We start from the raw sequence: 25,375 nt of genomic DNA, 5'->3' as shown, positions 1-25,375 counted from the left end.
ACAATCACCTCGGTAAGCTCCACGGAATAATGCCTTACTCATAATAAAAAGTTGTAATATTAACATTCGAAACAACTGACTCTATCGCTTCATCTGCTAGTAATTCACTTTCTGATGGTTGCTGGAAGTCCATACTGCTTACCGTCATCATCCGCTCCTGATTCTCAATTTCCTTCATAAAAGTTAGAAATTGTTCATAATCCGGCGATATCACACTCATGCTAATATTAACCACTTGAAGGCCCTCAGGTTTTTCTTCCATATTAATGACTTCTGTTTGTTCTTCGATTTCCTCTGATTCACTAGGTTCAGCTGTTTCCTCGATACTTTCTTGATTGGAAGTCTCGTCTGTTTCTTCTTCGGATGCACGTTCTGGTACAGTACCATCATATGAAAAACTAATACTATCAAATCTGCTTCCACTAACCATTGCTATTTCTTCCAGGGTTAGGATTAATTTTTCCAACTCTGGATTTGCGGGCATCTTATCTGCTAATCTTAATTGTTCTATATTACTTTCATCCTGAGAAACTTTAGCTTCTGCCTTTTTGACTGCTATCCCTAGTACAGCGACTTCATTGTCCAACTGTGTTAATGAATTCTCTTTTGACTTTAAATCTTTCATGAGTGGTTGGAAAAATAAAAAATAAAATACGATTATTAGAAGAAACAACAAACCTAAAAGCAACAGGAAAGGTTTTTTATTCTCTTGAAATAGATTATTCATCTGTTCCTTCCTCCCTTGTCAAAAACGCTTGGTTTACATCAATCGAATAATTCACTATATATCGAGGTATCACATCAAAAAATTTACTACCCATTCCCTCTTCTGCAGTTTGTTCCGCAACCGGGTCCAGTGTAGTAATGTCGTTTATTACTACATCATCTATGTAATTTGAATTTTGAAGTACCGCTATATATCCTGCTGCATCATTCATTGTTTCAAACTGTGTCTCTACTGTTACAGATTGATAGTCATAATTATAGTTATTAAGATAGCTATTCTCTGGAAGAAGTGTAATTAATTCATGTATAAAATCAGAGGTTGGAATAATATAACTTTCTGCGTAAGTTACAGCACTCTCAAAGGAGCCGCCACTTTCATCCTCCGTCATTAAAGCATTCATTCTTGCTTCTAATAAGCTTTTTTCTTCCGTTAATTGGCTAATAGATTCTTCTGTTTCTGCTAAATTATCTTTTAATGTAATAAAAAAATAGATAAGAACAGCAAATAATAACAAGCAAGTAACTAATCCAGTAATAAATAGAGTAAAGGCAAGAGAATTCTGCCGCTCATATTTTGGCAATAAATTAATATCAGGAAGCATCTTTTGCTCCCCCTTTTAAAGCCAACCCTAAAGCTGGGATAAATTGACTGCCCACTTCCCTGTCCATATGCTTTGTTACATATCCTTTTAAATAATTTACTGGTATTTCAACTTGGTTCTTTACTTTCTGATTGAATATATTCACTAAAGGATGATCACCTAAGATCACCATTTCATTTACCATGGATTCTCCTTTTTTCAATGAAAAACGATAAAAATTCATAATTCGTTCCAATTCAATAAGCTGATCTTCCACAATTCCCAATAATTGATTCTCATCCTCGACATATTCCCAATTAATTTCGTTAATTTCATTATCGATATGCCAGCCTTTTAGTTGTACATCCAGATTCTGATATCTTAAAAACTCTAAGTTATGATTATGAAAAATACTTATATTTATAGAAGTAACATTCAACTGAACAAAAAGATAAACGTGTTCTTTATTCATCTTATAAATATGATGATAGTATCGATAAACTCCCAAAGCCTCCACATCTGCCGCGACAGGCTTAAGGGAAACGTCTGCTAAAATTTCCGTATACTTTTTCATTTCATCTTCAGGAGCAGCAAAAAGGGTTCCTTTTCTTATTTCTGATTGGATTCCAAACTCTTCACTAGAGTTGCTGTTTTCAGCTGGCAAATAAGAAATATCAAAAACAGAATCTTTAAAGGGAAGATGGATACTCTTCCCTATTTCATCACGAAAATATTCAGTAATTTCCTTTTCTTTTAACCCAGCAGGAAAATCGACTTCTCGCATAATTACTAGTGAATTAGGAACATAAAACCGAACTTGACGATTTTTTATTCCAAATTCCTTTACTAGCTCTTTCATAAAGTCAAAAAATCCGATTTCATCGATTATTTTTCCGTTTTCTAAAAATCCAAGAGGGAGAGGTTTTTCTCTTAGTAATCTTAGAGAAGTTAATCCTTTACCTGTGTTTTCAGTAATTCGAATGATGTAATCTTCTATGACAATGTTTATTATTTTTTTTGACTTTCGTAACATTGTTTTCACCAACCTGTTTTTAATAGGATTAGTAGTAATTCCTTTAACCATTTCGCCATGATTTATGGCGGAATCGTAAAAGGACATTCTTCTCAGCTTAATACTGAGAAGAATGATTTTGTTATTTATCATTCATCAGCGGGAGAAGTAGTCTCAGTGTTATTCTCTATTGCTTCTCTACCTTGAAGAATTTTATCTTCAGATACGTCAGTTATAGTTAGTTTTATATCAACACCAGTAATAGTTACATAATATACACCATCTTCTTTTTTCACTGTACCTTTATAAGTACTATCATCAGCTTTCCACGGATTTGTTAATTCCCCAACTGTATCAAAAGAAACATCATCAGTAGAAATTCCACCTACAGGAATTTCTCCATTACTAGCTTCGTATAACTTAGCAGCTGAAATTAATTGTTGAGCATTTGCGACATGAGCATCCTTCTTAGAATTTTCAATTACATTACCTACAGCCACAAAAGCAATCGCCCCAACAATAGCCAAAATAACAATAACAGCAAGCAATTCAACTAGTGTCAAGCCACGTTCATCTTTTTTTAATCTGTCCAACCATTTTTTCATTTCTTAACCCTCCACTAATGTAATAAAATAAATTATTAATAAATCCAAATATGTAAATTTCCTTCCATTCACCTCCTTAAATTGTCTCTAATGATTACATTTGGGTGTAAACCGAGAACATTGGTACCATAATGGCAATAACTACAAAACCGACTACTCCCGCTAAAAGAAGTATCATAATAGGTTCAATCAATGATTTTAATGTATCGACCGTACGATCCACGTCTTCCTCGTAGAAATCAGCAATCTTGGAAAGCATGAAATCGAGTTGCCCTGTTTGCTCTCCGATTGCTGTCATCGATGAAACAAGAGGTGGAAAAATCCAGCTTTTTTCAAGTGGCTCTGATAATGGGCGTCCTTGTTCTAAGCTATCCCTTGCTTCTAGGATGACTTTCCCAACTACTGGGTTTCCAACGACTTTTTCTACAATCGCTAATGCTTGCAGAATGGGTACAGAGCTGGCAAATAATGAAGCGAGTGTTCTCGTCATTCTTGCGATTGCTGACTTTTGCAATAACTTCCCAAAGACTGGGGTTTTAAATAAAACAATGTGTGTATAGTAGTTAAACTGATTGTTATTTTTATAGAAAAATAGAAAAATAACAAGTATAATTGCCAAGCCAATAAGCCCTACCCACCAGAGTTCTTGAATAAAGTCACTCATAGAAACAACGAGTTGAGTAACCGCTGGTAGTTCACTGCCCATCCCTTCAAATGTCGAAGTGAGCTGTGGAACAATCGTAACCATCAGAAAGATAACTACAGCAATAATGACAACAGACAAAACTAGAGGGTAAGCCATTGTAGATTGTACTTTCTTCTTCATATTGTTTTGTTTTTCCAGATAACTAGCTATTCTGTCCAGTGTACTATCAATATTCCCTGTCAACTCCCCGGCACGAATCATATTAATAAATAAAGGCGGGAAGACCTTTGGGTGCTTCTCGGCAGAATCAGAGAATGAATGTCCTTCTTTAATATCCGATTCAACCTGAAATAGAGCTTTTTTTAATCCTTTACTTTCTGTTTGTGCTGCTAAAATATTGGTTGCTTCTACTATGGAAATCCCCGCACGGACAAGTGTGGCAAATTGTCTGCAATAAATTACAAAATCCTCTGATTTAACCGAATTCGTTCCAATTGCAAGGTCCTTATTAAAGATCGTTGCCTTTGTTTCTGTTACTTCTCGAGGGCTAATTCCTTTTTCCCGAAGCGTCATAATCGCCTGTGATCTGGAAACACTCTCAATTGTTCCCTTCTTCATCGTTCCTTTTCTCGTTCTCCCTGCATACTTATAAACTGGCATTAATAATCACCTGCGCTAGAAAGAAAATGACTGGCAGCTTCACCATCTAAGACTCCTCTTGTTAATAGCTCCCGAACAGACATTTCCAGCGTATGCATACCAGAGGCACGGCTCGTCTGTAAAATATTATTAATCTGATCCACCTTCTCATTTCGAATCAAATTTGCAACGGAAGGAAGATTAATCAGTATTTCTGTTGCTGCGACTCTTCCTGTTCGGTCGGCTGTTGGTATAAGACGTTGTGAAATAATTCCTTCTAACACCGAAGCCAACTGAATCCGAATTTGCGCCTGCTGGTGTGGCGGAAACACATCAATTATCCGATTTATTGTTTGGGCAGCACTATTGGTATGTAATGTCGCAAGCACAAGATGACCTGTTTCTGCCGCTGTAATTGCTGTTGATATGGTTTCATGGTCACGCATTTCCCCGACTAAAATAATATCTGGATCCTGTCGCAATGCAGCCCTTAGCCCATTGGAAAAGCTTTGTGTGTCTATTCCTACTTCTCTCTGATTTACGATTGATTTTCTGTGTTGGTGAACATATTCAATAGGGTCTTCCAAGGTGATAATATGTTTTGCTTCATGTTGGTTAATGTAATGAATCATGGCAGCAAGTGTCGTAGATTTCCCTGAACCAGTAGGACCGGTGACAAGAATCAGACCCTGTGGTTTTTCCGCTAAATTTTCTAATATAGTTGGCATTCTGAGCTGTTCTATCGTTGGAATTTCCTTTGGAATAACACGGGCAACGATTCCAATTTGCTGTTTTTGATGATAAGCATTCACCCGAAAACGAGATGTTTTCTCTAAGTAATAGGAAAAGTCATGTTCGCCAACCTCCATAAATCGATCCCAATCACCTTTTGAAATAATATGTTCTGCCATTCTTTCGGTATCGATTTTTGTAAGGGCTTCTTTTCCCTCATGGATAAGTCTTCCGTTGATACGTAAAATCGGAGGGGAATTTACGGTTAGATGCAGATCAGATGCACCCATTGTGTATGCTTTTCTTAATAATTGATCGATGTCATATGGCACTTTCGTTCTCCTCCTAATCGCTTGCAGCAACACGAATTACTTCTTCTGTTGTCGTTAACCCTTCCGAAACCTTTAATAATCCATCTTGCAGAAGGGATTGCATTCCAGATTCACGAGCATAACGGGTAATTTCTCCACGCTTCGTCTCACTCATAATATACTTACGGATCTTCCCATCGATGGGAAGTACTTCATGTACAGCAACTCTCCCGCGATATCCCGTCATTCCGCAGTTTGGGCAGCCTCTTCCTCGTTGCATCGTATGTATTTCCATTCCAGCATTAGCGAAAATTTCTAGTTCTCTTGCCGTGGGTTTTACTGTTTCTGCACAGTCACGACAAACTTTTCGTACTAATCGCTGTGCAACAACCCCATTTAATGAAGACGAAATTAAGAACGGCTCAACACCCATATCAATAAGCCTTGACAGAGCTGCAACAGCACTATTCGTATGTAACGTACTTAAAACAAGATGACCGGTTAAGGAAGCGCGGACGGCAATTTGAGCTGTTTCAAAGTCACGAATCTCCCCGATCATAATGATGTCTGGATCCTGACGTAAAATCGAACGAAGACCACTTGCAAACGTCATCCCGACTTCTTCTCTCACCTGTACCTGATTGATTCCGTACAACTGATATTCGACTGGATCCTCGACAGTGATTATGTTCACTTCTTCTCCATTTAATTGATTTAGGGAAGCATATAAGGTAGATGATTTCCCGGAACCGGTTGGACCAGTAATTAGCACAATCCCATTTGGTTTCTCAATCATTGTTCGGAACTTCATTTGATTTTCCTTTGTAAATCCAAGCTTATTAATATCATTTAACGCATTTCCCAAATCAAGAATACGCATCACAATTTTTTCACCATGTACAGCTGGCAATGTAGAAAGCCGAATATCAACTGGCTTATGATTCACTTCCATCTTAATTCTTCCGTCCTGGGGCAATCGGTTTTCTGTTATATTTAAGTTACCCATGATTTTTATCCGAGCAATGAGGACGTTTTGCATATATTTGGGAAGCTCTCGTTCTGTCCTTAACACGCCGTCTACCCGGTAACGTACTCTAAGTTCATTCTCTTGTGGATCACAATGAATATCACTTGCCTTTTGTGCGACAGCATTTGCAATGATTTGATTAACTAATCGAACAATCGGGGAGTCTTCATCCGTGATACCTAAGTCCTCAACACTTTCGTCCGGTGTGAAATCTCCCATGACTTCTTCAATCGATTCCTGTAAATCATAGTACTTAGTAATGGTTCGATATAATGAATCCTTTGTTGCAATACCAGGTACAATTTGGAATCCAGTAGCCATTCGCAGTTCTTCCATTGCAAAGTAATCCATTGGGTCTGCCATAGCGACAAATAGCTTATTGTCATCTATACGGATGGGCATTAGATTATAGCGTTTTGCTAATTCTTTCGGAACAAGCTGTATGATGTCTTGATCGATAGAATACTGAAATAGATTGATATGAGGAATACCGAGCTGGAACTCTAGTACTTCGATAAGCTGCTGTTCGGTAATAAATCCTTCTCTTAAAAGGGCATCACCCAGCTTTTCCTCAGCGGCTTTTGTTGCAAGCGTTTGGGATAGTTGTTGATCTGTTATTAATCCAGATTCAACAAGCAAATCTCCAAGCCGTTTTCTTACCATTATTTCAACATCCTCTCTTCTTCGATATTGGAATCATCTTTTTCTACTTTGTTAGGAAGAGAGCTGTTTTCAAGGAACTCTTCTGAGGAATCTTCCAGTTCTGCTTCCTCTTCAGAATTGGTATCCTGTTCATCCTCCATTATATTGTTCAACATATAAAGGAGAAGGAAGTCACATAGAGGAAACTTTTCATCTTCAGTATTTTCTTCTGTAGACTCTTTTTGTTCTTCGCTCAAAATAAAATTCTCTTCCATCATGCAATATAGTAATATTTTTTCCGGATCAATGTTTTTGTCTTTTGCTGTATCAGAATCACTGTTTTCTTCTTCCGCAATTCCACTTAAAAACTCGTTTAATTCAATATCATTAACATGCAGAGTGCTATCCATCTCAGATTCTATTATTTCTTTTTGTTCTACTTCTTCTTTAGTTGAGATAAGAATAATTTCTGGGATTGGTGGATAATAATCACGACTAATTTGCTCCCGCTCTGTACTTCCGTCCTTATGTTTTTCGGCACGGTAAACTTCTATCTGCAACCCATTTTGTCCCAGCTGCAATACTTCTTCGGCTCCATAGGCAAGGTCAGGACTATAGCGATAGATAGTCTTTGGCTCAATTTCTATTGCATTTTCTGTTATGTAGGAGTACTTACTCATGGAAGGAATAGACTGTAGCGACATCACTAATTCATTCTCAAGAAGTTCAGCTTTAATCGTAAATGGCTGGTTGTTTGGATTATAAATAGTGAAGTCCTTGTCTTCCTCCCTGTCCACCTCTACTTCTATCCCAGCATCCGTATAACTAGGAATCTCCCCTTGCGAGTGACGCTCTATAATTTCAAGGTTTGTCTGCAGCACCAATGCATAAAGGGCAGTTGCCGTAAAGCTAGTTTCTTCCTCAGAATTACCCATTCCATCTATAAGTTCTACAGCATCCAAAAAGGAAAAAGCATCACTTGCTGGAATGACATATCCATCTAACTCCTGTGCAATGTGATTTGTAACTGAATTGGAGATATTTGGCAGAGAGTAGCTCACCTTAGCTACATCTTCTTGATTAGTAGCTGGACTTTCCTTATATTCAATCTGCACAAGATTGCCCTTGAGATTACTTGCTATCACTCTCGCATGTTCCATCGTTTTTTCCATATCAATGTGATCAGGCCAATTCTTAATTGTGCTTTCATTCACTTCAACAAGGAATGGGAGTTGAATATTTTTTGGCTTTAATAGGAACGATGACCATGTACGTTTCATTTCTTCTTCCAGTAATTCAAGTGAACCATCTATATCAAATTCAAATGCTGTTCTATGTATTTCAAGTGTTTCATATTCATTTTGAGCTATTAATACCTCTTCAGTTAACCATTCTGTAACTTTCTCTTGCAGCAGAACTTTAGCTTCCTCAATCGTTAGATTTTCTAGCAGTACTCCGCCAACAGAAGAACCAGAAGAAATTTCTCCTGCCGCTTTCACAGCAAAACTGCTTAATAATCCAAAAATTAGACAGGTTAATACGATTAGAACTATCGTTTTTTTTAGTAAACTCATGCAGAATACCCACCTTTAACCCCTAGACTATATAATCTTTTTCGATATAATGAACAACATGTTAGTTTTGAACTGTAACTTTTATGTAAAATAAAAGCCCTTCAAAAAGTGCGCACTATCACATACTAGTACAACTTTTGAAAGGCCGGTTGCATCAATAGCTCCATACGATTCAGATGCCCAAATAAAAATCGTATTTCGTAGCTTCCTTTATATCTAATTTACTATCTCAATCATTTTTATAGTTCAATAGTATCAGTCGAAAATAATAGAGTCAACAATGTTTCGACAATTACTACCAATAATATAGCTTGTTTTATAATTTTAGCATATATTTTTCCTCTTAATTTTAATTTTATGTAAGATAATAATATGTAAGACCTAAGACATTAAACTTAAATACCAATCTATTAAACTATCTCCATAAAAGTATGTGATCAATGTTGCAAAAACAATATATGGACCAAAGGGTACTGGTTGTTTTCGATTAATGATCTTTGTTACTAATAAAAGCATTCCAATTACGGCTCCTGCTAAGCAGGATAGGAAAAATGCCAGTAACACATATTTTGTACCTAAAATAATTCCTAGCACACCAAAGAGCTTCATATCTCCTGCTCCCATACCACCGCGGCTGACGATAATAATAAGTGCAATAATCCCAAAACCAACTGCTGCTCCAACAATGGAAGACCACCAAGGAGTAAGAGGATTGAAAACGCGGATAACAATAAAAATAGGAAGAAAAAAAAGCAGTACTTTATTTTGGATAAGCATATACGTAATATCTGAAACTAGGATAATCATCAACATGCTAATAAGAAAAAGTGCAGTGACTAATTCGAGGTTAAATCCTATCTTCATATAACTAATAGCAAAGAGAACACCAGTTAATAATTCTATTGCTGGATAAATAAGGGAAATCCTTTTTTTACAATGTCTGCACTTGCCACCCTGTATTATAAATGATAAGAGTGGAATTAATTCATACCACGACAACTGATGTTTACAAGAAGGACAATGTGAACGCTCATGTATAAAGGGCTCATTTTTAGGTGTGCGTAAACCTATGACATTAAAGAAAGAGCCAAATACTATTCCAAAAGTAAAAAAACAAATGATATAAAAATATTCCATTTAACTTTCTCCTTATCGACATATAACACTTTCAGCACGTGTCTATTTTACTAGATTTTTCACTCTACCTAATATTAGCTTTAACCACTAAAAAAAGCGAGCCGATTAAGCCCGCTTTTACAATAATTTAAAATTCTATCTCTTCGCCCACTTCCAGTACTCTTGCTTCACCTGTCCTTACCCTACTAGCAAATGCCTCAGGATCCTGCTCGATAACCGGAAATGTATTGTAGTGAACTGGTACAACAATCTTTGCATTCACCCAATCCGCAGCAACTAATGCATCCTCTGGTCCCATCGTGAAGTTATCACCAATTGGGATAAAAGCAATATCAATATCATTCATTTCTCCATACATTTTCAAATCAGTAAATAATGCTGTATCACCTAAATGATAAATGGTTTTACCTTCTACTGTTAATAGAATCCCAGCAGGCATTCCGCCATAAATCGTTGTTCCATCTTCTTCCGTATAGGCAGAACCATGGAATGCTTGCGTTAATTTCACTGTTCCAAAGTCAAATTCATGGGCTCCGCCAATATGCATGTTATGAACATTTGAACCCTTTGTCCCTAAATAGTCTGCAAGCTCATTAGGTGCGACAACTAAAGCATCATTACGCTTTGCGATTTCGACAGTATCGCCTACGTGGTCATTGTGTGCATGTGTCAGCAAAATCACATCTGCCTTTACAGTGCTGGCATCCAAATCACAGGCCACATTTCCATTAATAAATGGGTCGAACAAGATGGTATGATTGGCTGTTTCCACCTTTACTACTGAATGTCCATGGTATGATATTTTCATGTTATTTCCCCTTTCTATCTATTCGATAAGCAGGTAAAAATGTGTAAGCGAATGAATTGACCTGCCAAAGTGCATTCATTCTTATGTATGAATGCCATGTTTCCTTATAGTACATGGCTTCGACATAAAAGAAGAATTTCCTTTATTCCTTAATAATTTTTCCAAGAATCTTCATAAATACCAATAAGATGAGGATCGATTAATGTATTCGGTCTTAAGCTTATATCATTGCCATTTTTATCTTGAATCTGAGCATCTTCATCCTTCCCAAATTCTGTTAACCCAGGAAGCAGCTCGGTAGTTAAAAATTGGGTTGGCACTTCAATAGAAAGCCCTTCAATATTTATTTCCCCTCGACTTGCCATTACAAACCCCCAATTGCCAAAACTTGGGACATCGACATGGAAATTCTCTGTAATTAATCCTGTAGAGCGAACAGTTTCATTTATCGTCCAATATACTTCTGTTGCAAATACCGGACTAGTTGCCTGAATCATCGCTGCTCCACCCGGAATAAGATGGTTTCTTAATAAGGAATAAAACTCCCATGTGTAGAGCTTGTTCAAGCTTTCGTCATTCGGATCTGGCAGATCTACAATAATAACATCAAAAAATCCATCCGACTCTTCAAGAAATTCAAAGGCATCCTCATGAACGATTTTTACTTTCTCGTGTTCTAATGAACCCTTATTTAACTCAAGTATTTGTGGATTTGTATTGGATAGGTCAACAACAGCTGGGTCTAAATCAACTAAAGTTATTTGCTCTACTTGCTCATATTTCAGTACTTCCTTAGCCGCAATACCATCCCCACCACCAAGTATAAGAACATTCCTTGGTTGCTCCACAAACGACATAGCAGGATGAACAAGGACTTCATGATAACGATGTTGGTCTGTTGAACTGAATTGCAGAGAGCCATTCAAGTAAAGTCTTACATCCTCTTCCCCACCATCTCTCGTTAAAATAATTTTTTGGTAATTGCTTTCCTCCATATGCATGATTGGATCCTTATACAGCTTTTGCTCAAAATTAAATGCAGCCTCCTCTCCAAACAGTAACCCAATCACTAAGGAAAGAAGAAGAAGGACTCCAATGACTGTATGCTTAGCAAAATGGTTAATTTCTTTACGAAACAGCCATAGAACTACAAGAGCGACCATCACATTAATACAACCAATCACGAAAGCGGATTTCACCAATCCGAATTGGGGACGTAGAAGAAACACAAACAGCAAACCACCTATTAAGCCCCCGGCATAATCAGAAAATAGAACTCTAGCAGTACTTCGGTTTAAAGTAACTCCAATTTCATTGGCTTTACGAATTAGAATAGGTAGTTCAAATCCCGTCAGAGCCCCAATTAATACCGTAATAAAATAAAGGAAAAATGCGTCAGTCCCCGGTGGAGCAATGGCTGTAATGCCAAACATGAAAAAGCTGGAAAAGCCCCCAATTAGTCCAACACTAAATTCAATCCAAACAAAGGACAGGATGAGGTTTTTTGTTACTCTTTCACTAAGACTGGCACCAATTCCCATCCCAGTTAAGAACAAAGAAATGGTCAGTGTATACTGCTTTACACCATCCCCTAATATGTATGAACCTAATGCACCAAATAAAACTTCAAAAATAATCCCACAGATGGAAACAATTCCACTCGACCAATAAATGATATTCGATTTTCTTATTGCTTCATTGTTCATTCCTACACACTCCGAGAAATAAAATAAGGCCAAGCAGTTGCCTGACCATTCAAATATTGTTTAAAAATATCCTAAGGTTTCATTTTCGGTCGCTTATGTTTAAACTACTTTTTGTCCGTTGTTATGTAATCGATGCTCCGATAACGAATCCTAAACCAATGGATACACTCATAGAAAATATTCCTACTGCAATATTGTTGTTCTTCAACTGATCTTCCACAGAAAAGCTTCTTGTTAAAATCTCCATAATATAGTAAGCAATCATCTGTAAGACAATCCCAACTACGCCCCAAATAATGCTATCATAAATATGTGTGCTGTTATAAATCGAAAAAGCTAAAATAATACTAATTCCGATTACTTTACCTGCAATGGATAACGCTACAGCAACATTTCCATTTTTCAATTCCTCATAATCCTTATACTTTGTTGTTATTACTTCAAAGATTACTAAGCCAATGTATAGAATTACAATGGAAATAAAGAAATATACAACCGTTGCAATAAATGCTTCCACTTTAATCACCCTCCTCTATTTTCCTGAACCTGGTCCACCACCACGAAATGTGGTGTTCCCCCGAGATGGGGTAGTATTAGTTGAGCCTCTGGAGTCTCGATCGTAATTAGAACTCCAATTATTACCAAAAATACTATCTAATAACCTTATACCAAAATAGGTTTGCAAAAAACTTGGGGAATAATTTTCCCGTGCATAATTTTCGCTAGCAACCTCAATAAGAAGAACCTCATCATCTGATTCACTATATCCTAATGTAACAAATTTCTCTGGATAAATTAATATCTGCTGGTTCTCAATTACCTCACTAACCTCCTGCGGTGAAACCGCGTCTTGTAGTGCTTCAGATAATTCTGAAAGACTAAATTGAGTTGTCGCATATATTTCAGCAGTTTCATTATTATCTGACACTACATCAATCAGTGGAAAATTCACTTCAATAATATCATCTATATCATTACTCGGACTAGACAAAATAGATGACAGGGTAGTATCCTTATCAGGTTCATTTGGAATATCATCTTTAGTTACTGATACATCGTTGGACATTCCTCTTGCAGAACTATTCAGGTTAGGGGAAGAACATGCTGATAATACAAGAATAATACTTATAAATGCGAAAAGGATAAAGCTTTTTCCACGCAACTCTGGTCCCCCTTTCTTCTATCAGGCTTATTCAACATAAATGGAGCAGTATGGACTGCTCCATTCTTCATCTTACTTTATATTATTTTCCTAATTTTGCTTTTAATGCTGCAAGTTCATCATCTACGTCGTTTTTCTCAAGTGCTTCAAATTCATCGTCTAATGTACGGCTTGCTTGAGACAAATCTTCTGACGTTTCTGCTTCTGCTTCGTAGCGCAATACTTTTTCTTCCATACGCTCAAAGCCGCGTTTCGACTCATCGCCACCGATAGAAGACATCGTACGGTTAATTTTCGTTCTCGTTTTCGCAGATTCTGCACGAGCTTTCAAGGAATCTTTCTTTAGGCTCATTTCTTGATATTCTTTCTTCATTTCATCCAATTTCTCACGAAGCATATCAGCGTCAGCTTTTGCTCTTTCCCAAGATTCATTTAAAGCAATTGCTGTTGTATCATGATCTTTCTTATCCTGAAGTGCGCGTCTTGCTAAGTCATCGTTTCCTGCTTCAACCGCTTTTTCTGCTTGTTCTTGACGTTTTTGAACCATCGCAAGTGCATCGTTCGCTTTACGTTTTAACATTTTTTCATTTGCAATTTGTTTCGCTACTGCTGCTTCTACTTCGCGAATATCCTCTGCCATATCACGCATGTACTGGTCTAATAATTTCACTGGATCTTCAGCTTTATCCAGCATGGAATTTAACTCAGAACTTACTACAGTTTTTACACGTTTAAAAAATTGAAACATATTATTTTCCTCCTTTAAATAGATCCTGCTATTATTTTTAATTCATAAGGCTCAATGGAATAACCAATACTTACTTCAATTTCCGTTCCCCAGGATTCTAAACTGAGAAAGCTCTCTCCTTCGTCATCCTCATAATCCCCATAATGTGTTTCCATTCCTTGCAGGTTTTTACTTCTTCCTTCTCCAAGTACCCTGGCTGTTCCTTCTTCTTCTAAATAGTAAGCTTTCCCTTCATGGACGAGCTTCTTAGGATAAGGAGTAGAGACGGGTAGTTGAATTCTTTTATAGATGCCCAGTTCCAGCTCATCATCCATCTCAGCTGCAAGCCAAATGGTGTTATGACCGCCATCTTCTAATAACTGATAGCTAAGCCATTCATAGCTTCCATCACGGTAGGTGATTTTCCCAACCACTTCATAATCACGTAAATCATATGTGATGATGTCGCCCACTTTAATATTTAAGGCATTTCTTTCTTTTGGTGCTGGTGCACTTTGCTTTTTCTTGGAAAATAGCTTTGAAAACAACCCCACAACTTCACCTCGCATTGACTTATTCACCGTGTAATAGTAATACGGCTATTACACAGAAAGGTTTCATAAAAAAAGAAAAAAATTTAATATCATGGTAACCATAGATTCATTTGATATACTAGTTATATTCTATCAATGAGGTGATTCAAGTGGCAAGTCGGATATCAGAATTGTTAAACGTACTAAAGAAAGAAAATATAGATGGTGCGCTTATTACATCTACCGCCAATTTTTATTATTTAAGTAACTATTATACAGAACCACATGAGCGCGTAATTGCTGTCTATGTATCCCATTACATGGACCCTGTCATGCTTCTTCCTGCAATGGAAGTCCAGGATGCAAGGCAATGTGGCTGGAACTATGAAATCATTAGTTATTATGACCATGAAAATCCATGGGAACTCCTTAAACTTTACTTAGGAAAAAATAATGAAATAATACATTCCATTGCGATTGAAAAAGATCACATAACTTTAGATCGTTATGAAGAAATTAAAAAGACGTTTCCGAACGTGGAAGTATTTGACGCTAAAGAATTGATCTCAAATTTACGAGTTATTAAAACCAAAAGTGAGTACAAACTGCTAAAAGAAGCAGCAAGACTTGCTGACTTTGGAGTTGAAACTGCGGTAAATGCTATTTATGATGGAATTACAGAACTAGAGCTCGTTGCTCGGATTGAGTACGAACTTAAAAAACAAGGAGTAACGCAAATGTCCTTCTCGACCATGGCATTGTCAGGAAAGAAAACTGCCTCTCCGCATGGATCTCCATCTGATAAAAAGGTTGGAGCAGGAGATTTCGTTTTATTTGACCTGGGTGTTGTGTATGAAGGCTATTGTTCGGATATTACAAGAACGGTAGGCCTTAAAACCTTAACTGAAAAACAAAAGAACATTTATCATACTGTTCTTCAAGCAGAGGAAGCTGCTATTAGTCAGTCGGTAATAGATACCCCGGTCGGTAAGCTTGATGCCGTCTCAAGAGAGATTATTACAAAAGCAGGATATAGTGACTATTTCCCTCACCGTATTGGACATGGATTGGGTATAGAAACCCATGAATATCCGTCCATGCATGCTAATAATCCACTACTCATCAAACCGGGTATGTGCTTTACAATTGAGCCTGGTATCTATGTTCCAGAAATAGGCGGAGTTCGTATTGAAGATATGATATTCACAACGAATGATGGTCCAGAAGTGTTAACCAGCTTCCCGAAAGAATTAATAATTGTCTAATTTAGAAAAGAAGGCACTCGTTCAGCTCTTGAATGAATGCCTTCTTTCCATTTATGAGAAACAAACCTATTAATCCTATTTTCCCAACAAAGAATACGGATCCTTAAACTCCACATCATGCGCTTGTGCTACTCCTTTAGAAGTCACATAGCCATTCAACGTGTTAATGCCTTTTAATAACGCTTCGTTGTCCAGACAGGCCTGTTTAAATCCTTTATTGGCCAATTGCAGTGCATATTGTACGGTTACATTCGTTAACCCAATCGTAGATGTGCGTGGTACCGCTCCAGGCATATTGGCAACTGTATAATGAACGACACCATGCTTGATAAATACGGGATCGTTATGTGTTGTTATTCTATCACTTGTTTCAAAGTTCCCACCTTGATCAATTGCCACGTCTACAATCACTGAACCATCTGCCATCTCTTTAACCATTTCTTCTGTGACTAATACAGGAGCTTTAGCACCTGGAATTAAAACAGAACCAATAACTAAATCAGATTCAACTACTGCATCATATATATTCGAGTAATTGGAGATTAATGTATTTACGGATGATCCAAATAAATCATCTAATTGACGTAATCGTTCAGGATTTAGATCAATGATTGTCACATCTGCACCTAATCCTACTGCAATCTTGGCTGCATTCGTTCCTACAACTCCACCACCGATGATCGTCACTTTACCTCTTTTCACACCTGGAATCCCTGATAATAGAATACCTTTCCCTTTTTTAGGTTGCTCTAAAAATTGCGCACCTATTTGAGTAGCCATCCTTCCTGCAACTTCACTCATGGGAGTCAATAAAGGCAAAGAGCGGTTTGGCAGCTGTACCGTTTCGTAAGCAATTCCAATTACTTTTTTTTCTAACAGAACCTTTGTTAATTCTGGTTCGTTTGCTAAATGCAAATATGTAAATAAAATCTGACCCTCATAAAAATACTTATATTCTTCTGGAAGTGGTTCTTTTACCTTCATTACCATTTCTTGCTTCCACGCTTCCTCAGCAGCAGAAACAATTTTGGCTCCAGCTTGTTCATACTGTTCATCTGTAAAACTGGAACCCTGTCCAGCACCCTTCTCAACAAAAACTTCGTGTCCTGCATTTGTTAGAGTCATTACTCCAGATGGTGCTATGGCCACTCGATTTTCACTACTCTTTAACTCTTTAGGAACACCAATTCTCATAAGTAAATCCTCCATTCATATTTATATTGCTGAAATATTTTCACTTATCTAGTCTATTGTAACAAATATCATAATAAAAAACACAAGAAACGATAATTCCTGTGCCGCTTTTATAAGGAGCACAGGAATTCATCATATGCATTATTATTTTTTCGCGTTATTAAAATGGTGAATTCCTATATTATTGTGCAGCTCATCGTCCACCACTCCACTTTGATAACTTTCAAATAACTGATTCCTTACTGATTGTATACCGTCTGTATCTTCGGAAAGTCTTAGCCGACTTTTAGGGATCTTATCTTTTATATTTGGTTTTTCCAAGGATTTCACCTCCATTAATCATAGTATGTCCATTACGACTTAACAAAGTTGTAACTATTTTTTTCCATTTTTATTGAAGCGCTTTCATATAGGGTTTATAATAAAATTGAAAGGGGAGATCACCATGGAATATAAAAATATCGTTGTAGCTGTTGACGGTTCTCAAGCTGCTGAGAAAGCATTCACAAAATCTTTAGATATTGCGAAAAGGAATCATGCACAGCTCATTCTTGCACATGTTGTAGATTCCCGTACTTTTGCAACAGCAGAAGCATATGACCGAACTTTAGCTGAGCGAGCTGAGGAATATGCAAATGAACTGCTTCATAGTTATATGGTAAATGCGAGAGATGCAGGTATAACAGATATTATACGTTGTATTGAATATGGATCCCCGAAACTAAAAATTGCTAAAACAATCGCAAATAACTTTCATGCTGACTTAATCATCTGCGGCGCAACAGGTATGAGTGCGGTAGAGCGTTTTCTAATTGGCAGCGTTTCTGAAAGCATAACAAGACATGCAAGTTGTGATGTATTAGTCGTCCGTTAAGAACAAAGGCGGAAGCGCCCTTACAGGCTAAAAACGCGACGTCCGGTCGCAACGCCTGGGACTGCGGTTACTCGTCCCATCAAAAAGCGTTTGTACTAGCACGTCCTGTGCGTCGTAGCAACGTACAAACTGCGCCCCACAGGACGTGGGGTGGTTCGACGTGCCACGTGATGTGGCGCTCTTAGTCGAACTTCTCTTACCGCAATGAGATAAAGGAAACATGCTCCTTTATGGGGTACGCCGACGTTGGCGGAAGCCGGTTTTAGTCGGCGCAACCTATGACTTGATTAAGGAAGTTCAACTAAGTTGAACGTTATCTTAGTAGAGGAGTGTGAAGTTTGGGACTGCGCAATGCTCGTCCCACCAAAAGATCTGCTAGTTGCTGGGCGCTGGAGCCGGAAGTTTCTTAATGATAAGAAATATCCACAGGTCGTTCATTTTATAATTTCCTATACTAAGAAAAAAAGAGAGTGTATGACCCACTCTCTTTCAAATCCTTATAAGGATGATAAACGTACTGTATCTCTAGCAATCATGACTTCTTCGTTTGTAGGAATCACGATAACTTTAACTGGGGAATGCGGGTAGTTAATAAATGTTTCTTTACCTACCGCCTCGTTATTACGTTTAGGATCCCAGTAAACACCCATAAATTCAAGACCATGCAAAATCTTCTCACGCATAAATGCACTATTTTCCCCCACACCAGCTGTGAAAATAATTGCATCAACACCAGACATTTTCGCTGCATAAGATCCGATGTATTTGTGAATTCTTCCAGCAAACACATCTAATGCGAGCTGTGCACGCTCATTGGTATCTGCTTCAGCTTGAATATCTCTCAAGTCACTTGAGAAACCAGATAAAGCAAGCATTCCACTTTCTTTATTTAACACATTTACTACTTCTTCAGCGGACTTGCCAGTTTTTTCCATGATATACGGAATAAGGGCAGGGTCAATATTTCCTGAACGTGTTCCCATTGTTACTCCTGCTAGTGGGGTAAAGCCCATAGAAGTATCAATTGACTTTCCACCCTCTACAGCAGTGATGCTTGCTCCGTTTCCAATATGACAGGAAAGTAAACGAAGATTTTCCAGGGGTACTCCTATTAATTCTGACGCACGCTCCGTTACATATTTGTGTGAAGTTCCATGAAATCCATATTTACGAATTCCATAATCCTTATAATATTCAAATGGTAAGCTGTACAAGTAAGAAGATGCTGGCATAGTTTGGTGGAAAGCAGTGTCAAATACCGCTACCATTGGAACATTCGGCAGAATCTCTTTAAACGCTCTAATCCCAGTTAAGTTTGCTGGATTATGTAATGGTGCTAATTCTGAAGTTTCTTCTATTTTGCTTATAACCTCGTCATCAATTAATACAGAATCATTAAAATACTCTCCACCATGAACAACACGGTGTCCTACTGCATCAATTTCCTCAAAGGATTTCAGAACGCCAGTTGAAATAAGAGAATCTAATAACTTTTTAACTGCTACAGCATGATCTGGAATACTGCCAACTGTTTTTTCTTTTTCACCGTTTACTTCAACTGAAAAAACAGCATCTTCCATCCCAATTCTTTCTACTAATCCTTTAGCTACTACTTGTTCTTCTGGCATATTAATTAATTGAAATTTAAGTGATGAACTTCCTGCATTTATTGCTAATACATTGTTGCTCATTGATGTCAACTCCTAAGGTCTATAAATTATTTTTATTTGCTTGAAACCAAGTGTTCATTTGTCCTAAGATATCCGACATAGCTTTCGCATTTTTAAATGACGGCATTTGCACAAGCAACGGTTGTTTAACACCTTTTGTTTGCTCCCCTTTTTTCTGAAGGATAAGAATACTTTTCTGGTTTCTTTCTGATGTAAAGGCACTTTCAGGTAAACGAATAACACCAATAATATGTGCATGCTTGTTTAGGAACTGGTTTAGTTTCCCAGCCTGCTCACTTTCAAATAAGAACTCAGGAATAATGTACACTCCATATCCTGCTTCTTTGGTGTAATACAAACCCTGCTCGATAAACAAGTGATGTGCATACGAATGACCTTCGTCTGCACGAAGTTCAAATTCACTTGCACGTAAATCATCCGGATAGTATCCAACAGGTAAATCTGCAACGACTAAATCAACCGGATCCAAAAGGAACGGACGCAAACTATCTTGATGGAAAAATTCAATTTTCTTACTTTGTAAATTAGCATTTAAAACAGCTAGCTGAATGAGTGTTGGATCTACTTCACTTGCAAATGCATCTACATCTTGCTTTAAGCGTTCTAATACAGTGGTAATCAAATTGCCTGTCCCACTTGCTGGATCAAAGATTCTTATCTTTTCCTTACCTGATGTAAGCTTGTCGGCAAGATATCCTACAATTAACGCCACTGTCTCAGGTGTCATTAGATGCTGCTGTTGGGTAGAATCCTTCATCCCCTTTAGAATCGCAAGTTGAATACCTTTTCGAATCTCTTCTGTTTTAAAAGATGAAATATCTATGTCTTTCAGTGCTTTTTCTAATTTATTTGTTAGAATATCATCCATATCTTTTGGTACATCCTGATAGAATAAAACATCCATTGCATTTGTTAAACTTTCTAAGTACGGCTCATCGATGTGTTTACCAAGTAGCTCACTTGTCTGATCTAACCATTCAAATAAATGTTCAACATTTGATTTTTCCATGAAAATCCTCCATTCGTACCTTCTACAACTTTACCATTGTACCAAAAGTTACGTAAATATGTAACTTTTACACTTGGAGGTTATTTTGCTCTATAGAAAATACATTAATGGCTTGTTTTCTTATAAAAAGAGGCTGTTCCGTAACGGCTACAAAAATTAGCCGGCTACCTGGAAACAGCCCCTTTATATTATTTGGCTTCTTTTACTGCCTGAATAGCCGCTTCGTAATTCGGATGTGTAGTAACTTCTGGTACATATTCTACATACGTAACCGTATCAGATGAATCAACTACAAAAACCGCACGTGCAAGTAGTCGATTTTCTTTCATGAGAACACCATAGTTTTCACCAAATGATGCATCGCGGTGGTCGGATAATGTATCAAGATTTTTAACTCCTTCAGCTGCACACCAACGAGTTTGTGCAAAAGGGAGGTCCATACTAATCGTTAATACTTGAACATTGTCCAAATTACCCGCTTCCTCATTAAAACGTTTAGTTTCATCTGAGCAAACTCCGGTATCTACAGAAGGAACAGCAGCGATTAATTTCACTTTTCCTTTGTATTCATCCAACGTTACTTCACTTAAGCTATTTGACAATACGGTAAAATCAGGAGCTTTGTCTCCTACCTTAACTTCTTTCCCTATCAATGTAACAGGTTCTTGTCCAAATGTAACATTTGCCATATCTACAATCCCTCCCATTTATACTTTCCTCTTCTACATTATGAAGATATAAATGAGTAATGTCCAATAAAGTGAAACTTCACTCTGTGAGGGCTGCCTTTCTCTTTCATCTCGTTAAAGGACTTACAGTCAATTAACCTGCGATAAAAAAATATTAGAATTAGGTTCTTTCGGATTGCACTTTAAATATCATAACTAGATGGTGCAGGTTTCTCTCGTTTATCGTCTTTTGCTGATGGCTTTTTTTCTTCTTCTTTCTTCTCCCCTTCTTCCCTACCATTGTTATTTTCCCTTAGTATCTGTTGTATTTTCTCTACGACTTGGGGAGCATTGTTTAACATTTTTTCATAAAGATGTGTTTGTTGATCAAGATGAACCATTTTAATGCCATTCTTTCCTAATATTAAGAATGCGATAGGAGTGATAGAAACCCCTCCACCACTTCCTCCACCAAATGGTAAGGATTGGCCAGAATCACCACCAGAACCGCTTGAACCAGTGAACTCACTCCCACCGGCAGCAAATCCAAATCCAAGCTTGGATACTGGAATAATTACACTTCCATCTGGAGACTCTACTGGATCACCTATTATAGTGTTTACTTCAATCATATCTTTTAGATTTTCCATTGCAGTTGTCATTAGACCTTGAATTGGATGCTCTTCCACAATAAAGTCCTCCCTATTTTAGATACCTGTTTTTCTCAAATCTTAGATTTTCTCACGAGAAATCCGGCTTACTTTTAGAATTGTCCGTATAGCTTTTCCCAATTTAATGGATACCATGCAGGATAGCCTAGTCTGGAATTCTTCCTGCCCGAAATTAGGATTTACAGCTATAAATGGTTGACATTGGTTAATCAATTTATTGCAAAGCAGACCAATGACACTTGATTTCATAGTCCAAACAGAGCCGGTCACTATACCAGTTGAACTCGCTTCGCCTGTTCCAAGGCTTGTAGACCAATGAAGAGAATGCAAATTCACTCCATTGGTCATGGTGTTCATTATTTTGTTATATTTTTTCACTGTTTGGGTTAGATTATCCCAATTAAGATTAAAGGTTTCACTATCTTTATCTTCTAGGGAAGAAGCTATATCAATATTAGACTGAGTTTGGATCGGCAAGTTTATCTTCCTTATTTTTATTCTCCATAAAGATATCGAGAAATCTAATTGATGAGATTGATTTTCAAAAGAATAATCTACAGTTATGTATATCCGAATAAATAACAAAAGAAATAATAGGAGCAATACAAATAACAGAAGAAGTATTAGTGTCATGACATCACCTCGGATACTTTCATAGGAATACTTATTTCTATTTTGCTACAAATTTCCAAAAATAGTCTTATTTATAATTAAAAACGCATTGCACTTCCTTTAACAACATTCCGTTTCTTAAGTTAAGATTATTTTTTACAGCAAAATACTTAGTGCAAAAAGTGTATTATTCACTAGTACAAACTAGGATGGAATTAGAAGAAAATACGCTTACATGTTATGATGAAAAAAAGGACAGAATGGAGGCTAAACTGGATGGATCGAAAAAATATGTATTTTTATTATCAGAAAGATGAAGATACAGAGCAAAAACTGCAAGCCGTATTCGCCCTGGCTAAGGAAAATGGATTTCAAATAGTAGATGATCATCGCAAAGCAACAATCATTATAAGCGTTGGTGGAGATGGAATGTTTCTGCAGGCAGTTAGAGAGACTGGTTTTAGGCAGAATGCCATTTATGCTGGAATAATAAGTAATGAAGCATCCAGCTACTATTGTGACTTTAACTTAGACAATTTTGATGAACTATTCCATACAGTATTAAATGAAGAACTAGAGGTACGACGTTTTCCTGTTATCAAAGTAAAAGTGAATAACGGCAATTCCAATTACTGTTTAAACGAAGTAACTGTCCGTTCGACTATTGTAAAGACTATCGTCATTGATGTTTATATCGATGATTTGCATTTCGAAACTTTTCGAGGGGATGGGATTGTTGTCTCAACACCCACTGGTAGTACAGGATATAATAAATCAACAACTGGTGCAGTGATCGACCCCCTCCTCCCCTGTTTCCAAGTATCCGAAATTGCATCCATGAACAATAACAACTATCGCACTTTAGGGTCTTCGTTTATATTGAGTAAAGATCACGTAGTCAGATTTATTGAACGAGAAGACGGAAACGACCATCCAATTGTCAGCTTTGATAATGAGGCATTTCCAATAAGAAAAATACAAGAAATTGAAATTTCTATGGATGAAACGGTTATAAAGACCGTTAAACTAAAAAATAACACAAGCTGGCATCGCGTAAAACGCATGTTTCTGTCCTAGAACGCTGACACAGGATAAAGTGAAACTTTATTCAGTGAGGTTTCCCTTTTTCCGCTACTGTTTGTCAGTTGAATCCTCAACTTACAATTCTTTTAACTCTCTAATTTCTAATCGGAAATCTCAGGTAGCTAACCTGAAACCGCATACTAAAATTAAGATAGGCTATTCCTCTAAAGGAATAGCCCATGCCAATTTTATTTAATTAGAATTGTGAACCACCGAATTGCTGCTCAGCCATAGAAACTAGACGTTTCGTAATTTCACCACCAACAGATCCGTTTGCACGAGATGTTGTATCAGCACCAAGTTGAACACCAAATTCTTGAGCAATCTCATATTTCATTTGATCTAGTGCTTGTTGTACACCAGGAACTAATAATTCATTTGAGTTATTGTTATTTGCCATGTTTGTTCACCTCCTTGGTACCTATAGATTGCGCACCAAGAAGGAAAACCATACACGAAAACGAACTGGAAGTTGTTGTTAATTTATCTTTAACTTCCCAATTTATAGAATGGTGATAATCCTCTACTTAAAGCTATAAAAGATTAGTGAAAGCATCCTCTGTTTTCATTTTCTCTGTTATCTTTATTGTCTCAATACCTTCTAATGTTTCTTGCAAAGTTGCATGGAAATCATGCTTGGATTCATAGAAGTTTACCTTATGTCTTTTAGGCTTTGTTTTTGGAGATTTAGGTACAAAAATAGTGCAACAATCCTCATAAGGCAAGATGGATGTCTCATAAGTTCCAATTTGTTGAGATATCTCAATCACTTCCAGCTTATCCATTGTAACTAACGGTCGAATAACTGGATAATTGGTAACTTCATTAATGGTGTGCATACTTTCCATTGTTTGGCTTGCTACCTGACCAAGATTCTCTCCAGTTGTAAGGGATAGAATTTCTTCCTTCTCACATACGGCCTCCGCAATTCGAAACATCATTCTTCGCATAATTGTCATTGCATACGCTTCAGGCATTTCCCGAAAAATCTCTTGCTGTAGTTTTGTAAAAGGTACAATATGAACATTGATCGATTTACCAAATTTCGTTAACTGCTTTGTTAAATCCAATACTTTCTGTTTTGCACGATCACTCGTATATGGCGGAGAATGAAAATGAATGGCCTCTATCGCTACGCCACGTTTCATTGCTAAATAACCCGCAACAGGAGAATCAATACCTCCCGAAAGTAATAGGAGTGATTTGCCAGAGGTACCAACAGGTAAACCGCCTAATCCTAGTGTGACACCAGAGGTGATATATGTCGCTTCCTGACGTATCTCTATCTTAACCTCTACATCAGGATGATGAACATCCACTGTTATATCCTCCGTGTTTGCCAGTAGATGTCCGCCAAGTATATGGTTCAATTCTTGTGATTTAAAAGGAAACTCTTTATTGATTCGTTTCACAGAAACTTTAAACGTTTTTATATTCTTTCCTTGCTGTAATGCATAAAGTGCTGCTTCCTTAATTTTATCAATATCATTTTCAACCTTTATTGCCAAACTTAAGCTGTGTATCCCGAAAATATTTCTGCATTTCTCCATTACTGGTTCAGGATCGGTACCATTAAGCAAGATAAACATTCTGCCCTGTGTACGTTTTACTTTAACATTTGGAAAGTCCTTTACCTTTTGGTGAACATTATGGTGCAATTGATTAATAAATACTTTTATATTCTTTCCTTTTAAGGCCATTTCGCCATAGCGAATTAATATATGATCGAATTCCATAATA

General features: G+C 37.2%; 27 protein-coding genes and 1 riboswitch. Of the genes, 3 read left to right on the top strand and 24 right to left on the bottom strand.

What is annotated here, in order from left to right; all coding sequences use genetic code 11:
- Positions 1 to 34: 34 nt before the first annotated feature.
- The 15 genes from D8M04_RS00895 to D8M04_RS00825 all read right to left on the bottom strand — a co-directional run bounded on the left by D8M04_RS00895 (position 35) and on the right by D8M04_RS00825 (position 14,589).
- Positions 35 to 727, bottom strand: a complete 693-nt coding sequence (locus tag D8M04_RS00895; RefSeq protein ID WP_121520477.1) for a hypothetical protein — start codon at positions 725 to 727, stop codon at positions 35 to 37.
- Positions 720 to 1,328 carry a PilN domain-containing protein gene (locus D8M04_RS00890; protein WP_121520475.1) on the bottom strand — a complete coding sequence of 203 codons (609 nt, stop codon included), beginning with the start codon at positions 1,326 to 1,328 and terminating at the stop codon, positions 720 to 722. The genes D8M04_RS00895 and D8M04_RS00890 overlap by 8 nt, the downstream gene beginning before the upstream one ends.
- Positions 1,318 to 2,340, bottom strand: coding sequence for a type IV pilus biogenesis protein PilM (pilM, locus tag D8M04_RS00885; protein ID WP_158595070.1), 1,023 nt, complete (start codon positions 2,338 to 2,340; stop codon positions 1,318 to 1,320). Before pilM ends, D8M04_RS00890 begins: the two co-directional genes overlap by 11 nt.
- Positions 2,341 to 2,468: 128 nt before the next feature.
- Positions 2,469 to 2,924, bottom strand: coding sequence for a type II secretion system protein (locus tag D8M04_RS00880; RefSeq protein WP_121520470.1), 456 nt, complete (start codon positions 2,922 to 2,924; stop codon positions 2,469 to 2,471).
- A 94-nt stretch (positions 2,925 to 3,018) separates the two neighbouring features.
- Positions 3,019 to 4,230, bottom strand: coding sequence for a type II secretion system F family protein (locus D8M04_RS00875; RefSeq protein WP_121520468.1), 1,212 nt, complete (start codon positions 4,228 to 4,230; stop codon positions 3,019 to 3,021).
- On the bottom strand, positions 4,230 to 5,273 hold the full coding sequence (locus tag D8M04_RS00870) for a type IV pilus twitching motility protein PilT (protein ID WP_121520466.1): 1,044 nt from the start codon (positions 5,271 to 5,273) through the stop codon (positions 4,230 to 4,232). The genes D8M04_RS00875 and D8M04_RS00870 overlap by 1 nt, the downstream gene beginning before the upstream one ends.
- A 13-nt stretch (positions 5,274 to 5,286) precedes the next feature.
- Positions 5,287 to 6,942, bottom strand: coding sequence for a GspE/PulE family protein (locus tag D8M04_RS00865; protein WP_121520464.1), 1,656 nt, complete (start codon positions 6,940 to 6,942; stop codon positions 5,287 to 5,289).
- Positions 6,942 to 8,495 carry a VanW family protein gene (locus D8M04_RS00860; protein WP_121520462.1) on the bottom strand — a complete coding sequence of 518 codons (1,554 nt, stop codon included), beginning with the start codon at positions 8,493 to 8,495 and terminating at the stop codon, positions 6,942 to 6,944. The genes D8M04_RS00865 and D8M04_RS00860 overlap by 1 nt, the downstream gene beginning before the upstream one ends.
- A gap of 134 nt (positions 8,496 to 8,629) precedes the next feature.
- Positions 8,630 to 8,713: riboswitch (cyclic di-GMP riboswitch) on the bottom strand.
- Between the two features lie 163 nt (positions 8,714 to 8,876).
- Positions 8,877 to 9,632, bottom strand: a complete 756-nt coding sequence (locus D8M04_RS00855; RefSeq protein ID WP_121520460.1) for a prepilin peptidase — start codon at positions 9,630 to 9,632, stop codon at positions 8,877 to 8,879.
- A 127-nt stretch (positions 9,633 to 9,759) separates the two neighbouring features.
- Complete coding sequence (locus tag D8M04_RS00850; protein WP_121520458.1) at positions 9,760 to 10,440, bottom strand: metal-dependent hydrolase; 681 nt, start codon at positions 10,438 to 10,440, stop codon at positions 9,760 to 9,762.
- A gap of 149 nt (positions 10,441 to 10,589) precedes the next feature.
- Positions 10,590 to 12,146, bottom strand: coding sequence for a polyamine aminopropyltransferase (locus tag D8M04_RS00845; protein WP_121520456.1), 1,557 nt, complete (start codon positions 12,144 to 12,146; stop codon positions 10,590 to 10,592).
- A 121-nt stretch (positions 12,147 to 12,267) separates the two neighbouring features.
- Positions 12,268 to 12,663 (bottom strand): DUF350 domain-containing protein, encoded by a 396-nt coding sequence (locus D8M04_RS00840; RefSeq protein WP_121520454.1) that lies wholly within the window; start codon positions 12,661 to 12,663, stop codon positions 12,268 to 12,270.
- 15 nt (positions 12,664 to 12,678) lie between these two features.
- The gene (locus D8M04_RS00835) at positions 12,679 to 13,308 is read right to left on the bottom strand and encodes a DUF4247 domain-containing protein (RefSeq protein WP_246001083.1); all 630 of its coding nucleotides are present in this window, start codon (positions 13,306 to 13,308) and stop codon (positions 12,679 to 12,681) included.
- 82 nt (positions 13,309 to 13,390) lie between these two features.
- Complete coding sequence (locus D8M04_RS00830; protein ID WP_121520452.1) at positions 13,391 to 14,056, bottom strand: PspA/IM30 family protein; 666 nt, start codon at positions 14,054 to 14,056, stop codon at positions 13,391 to 13,393.
- A 14-nt stretch (positions 14,057 to 14,070) separates the two neighbouring features.
- Positions 14,071 to 14,589, bottom strand: a complete 519-nt coding sequence (locus tag D8M04_RS00825) for a DUF4178 domain-containing protein (RefSeq protein ID WP_121521671.1) — start codon at positions 14,587 to 14,589, stop codon at positions 14,071 to 14,073.
- Positions 14,590 to 14,738: 149 nt separating this feature from the next.
- Between D8M04_RS00825 and D8M04_RS00820 the strand changes: the two genes are divergently transcribed.
- Positions 14,739 to 15,833, top strand: coding sequence for a M24 family metallopeptidase (locus D8M04_RS00820; RefSeq protein WP_121520450.1), 1,095 nt, complete (start codon positions 14,739 to 14,741; stop codon positions 15,831 to 15,833).
- A 75-nt stretch (positions 15,834 to 15,908) separates the two neighbouring features.
- On the opposite strand, the gene ald is transcribed toward D8M04_RS00820, so the two are convergent.
- Positions 15,909 to 17,027, bottom strand: a complete 1,119-nt coding sequence (ald, locus tag D8M04_RS00815; RefSeq protein ID WP_121520448.1) for an alanine dehydrogenase — start codon at positions 17,025 to 17,027, stop codon at positions 15,909 to 15,911.
- Positions 17,028 to 17,171: 144 nt separating this feature from the next.
- Entirely contained in the window at positions 17,172 to 17,348 is a 177-nt protein-coding gene (locus D8M04_RS19955) for a hypothetical protein (protein WP_158595069.1), read from the bottom strand.
- 124 nt (positions 17,349 to 17,472) lie between these two features.
- On the opposite strand from D8M04_RS19955, the gene D8M04_RS00810 reads away from it, so the two are divergent.
- Entirely contained in the window at positions 17,473 to 17,901 is a 429-nt protein-coding gene (locus D8M04_RS00810; RefSeq protein WP_121520446.1) for a universal stress protein, read from the top strand.
- 497 nt (positions 17,902 to 18,398) lie between these two features.
- Here the strand turns inward: D8M04_RS00810 and D8M04_RS00805 are convergent, their stop codons facing one another.
- From D8M04_RS00805 to D8M04_RS00785, 5 genes are all read right to left on the bottom strand, one after another.
- The gene (locus D8M04_RS00805; protein ID WP_121520444.1) at positions 18,399 to 19,592 is read right to left on the bottom strand and encodes an acetate kinase; all 1,194 of its coding nucleotides are present in this window, start codon (positions 19,590 to 19,592) and stop codon (positions 18,399 to 18,401) included.
- A 19-nt stretch (positions 19,593 to 19,611) separates the two neighbouring features.
- Positions 19,612 to 20,601 carry a class I SAM-dependent methyltransferase gene (locus D8M04_RS00800; protein ID WP_121520442.1) on the bottom strand — a complete coding sequence of 330 codons (990 nt, stop codon included), beginning with the start codon at positions 20,599 to 20,601 and terminating at the stop codon, positions 19,612 to 19,614.
- Positions 20,602 to 20,789: 188 nt separating this feature from the next.
- Positions 20,790 to 21,290 (bottom strand): thiol peroxidase, encoded by a 501-nt coding sequence (tpx, locus tag D8M04_RS00795; protein ID WP_121521670.1) that lies wholly within the window; start codon positions 21,288 to 21,290, stop codon positions 20,790 to 20,792.
- A 182-nt stretch (positions 21,291 to 21,472) separates the two neighbouring features.
- A complete protein-coding gene (gene ytfJ, locus D8M04_RS00790) occupies positions 21,473 to 21,958 on the bottom strand; it encodes a GerW family sporulation protein (protein ID WP_121520440.1) in 486 nt (161 codons plus the stop codon).
- Positions 21,959 to 22,000: 42 nt separating this feature from the next.
- A complete protein-coding gene (locus tag D8M04_RS00785) occupies positions 22,001 to 22,417 on the bottom strand; it encodes a DUF2953 domain-containing protein (protein WP_158595068.1) in 417 nt (138 codons plus the stop codon).
- A gap of 411 nt (positions 22,418 to 22,828) precedes the next feature.
- Here D8M04_RS00785 and D8M04_RS00780 point away from each other — a divergent pair, with 411 nt between their 5' ends.
- Positions 22,829 to 23,629 (top strand): NAD kinase, encoded by an 801-nt coding sequence (locus D8M04_RS00780; RefSeq protein ID WP_121520436.1) that lies wholly within the window; start codon positions 22,829 to 22,831, stop codon positions 23,627 to 23,629.
- A gap of 202 nt (positions 23,630 to 23,831) precedes the next feature.
- On the opposite strand, the gene D8M04_RS00775 is transcribed toward D8M04_RS00780, so the two are convergent.
- A complete protein-coding gene (locus D8M04_RS00775) occupies positions 23,832 to 24,035 on the bottom strand; it encodes an alpha/beta-type small acid-soluble spore protein (RefSeq protein WP_121520434.1) in 204 nt (67 codons plus the stop codon).
- A gap of 133 nt (positions 24,036 to 24,168) precedes the next feature.
- Entirely contained in the window at positions 24,169 to 25,371 is a 1,203-nt protein-coding gene (thiI, locus tag D8M04_RS00770; RefSeq protein ID WP_121520432.1) for a tRNA uracil 4-sulfurtransferase ThiI, read from the bottom strand.
- Between the last annotated feature and the right edge of the window lie 4 nt (positions 25,372 to 25,375).

It is taken from the genome of Oceanobacillus piezotolerans (assembly GCF_003665065.1).
Taxonomy (GTDB): domain Bacteria; phylum Bacillota; class Bacilli; order Bacillales; family Amphibacillaceae; genus Oceanobacillus; species Oceanobacillus piezotolerans.
Note: the sequence above shows the minus strand (reverse complement) of the source record. Positions and strands in the feature narration are given on the sequence as shown.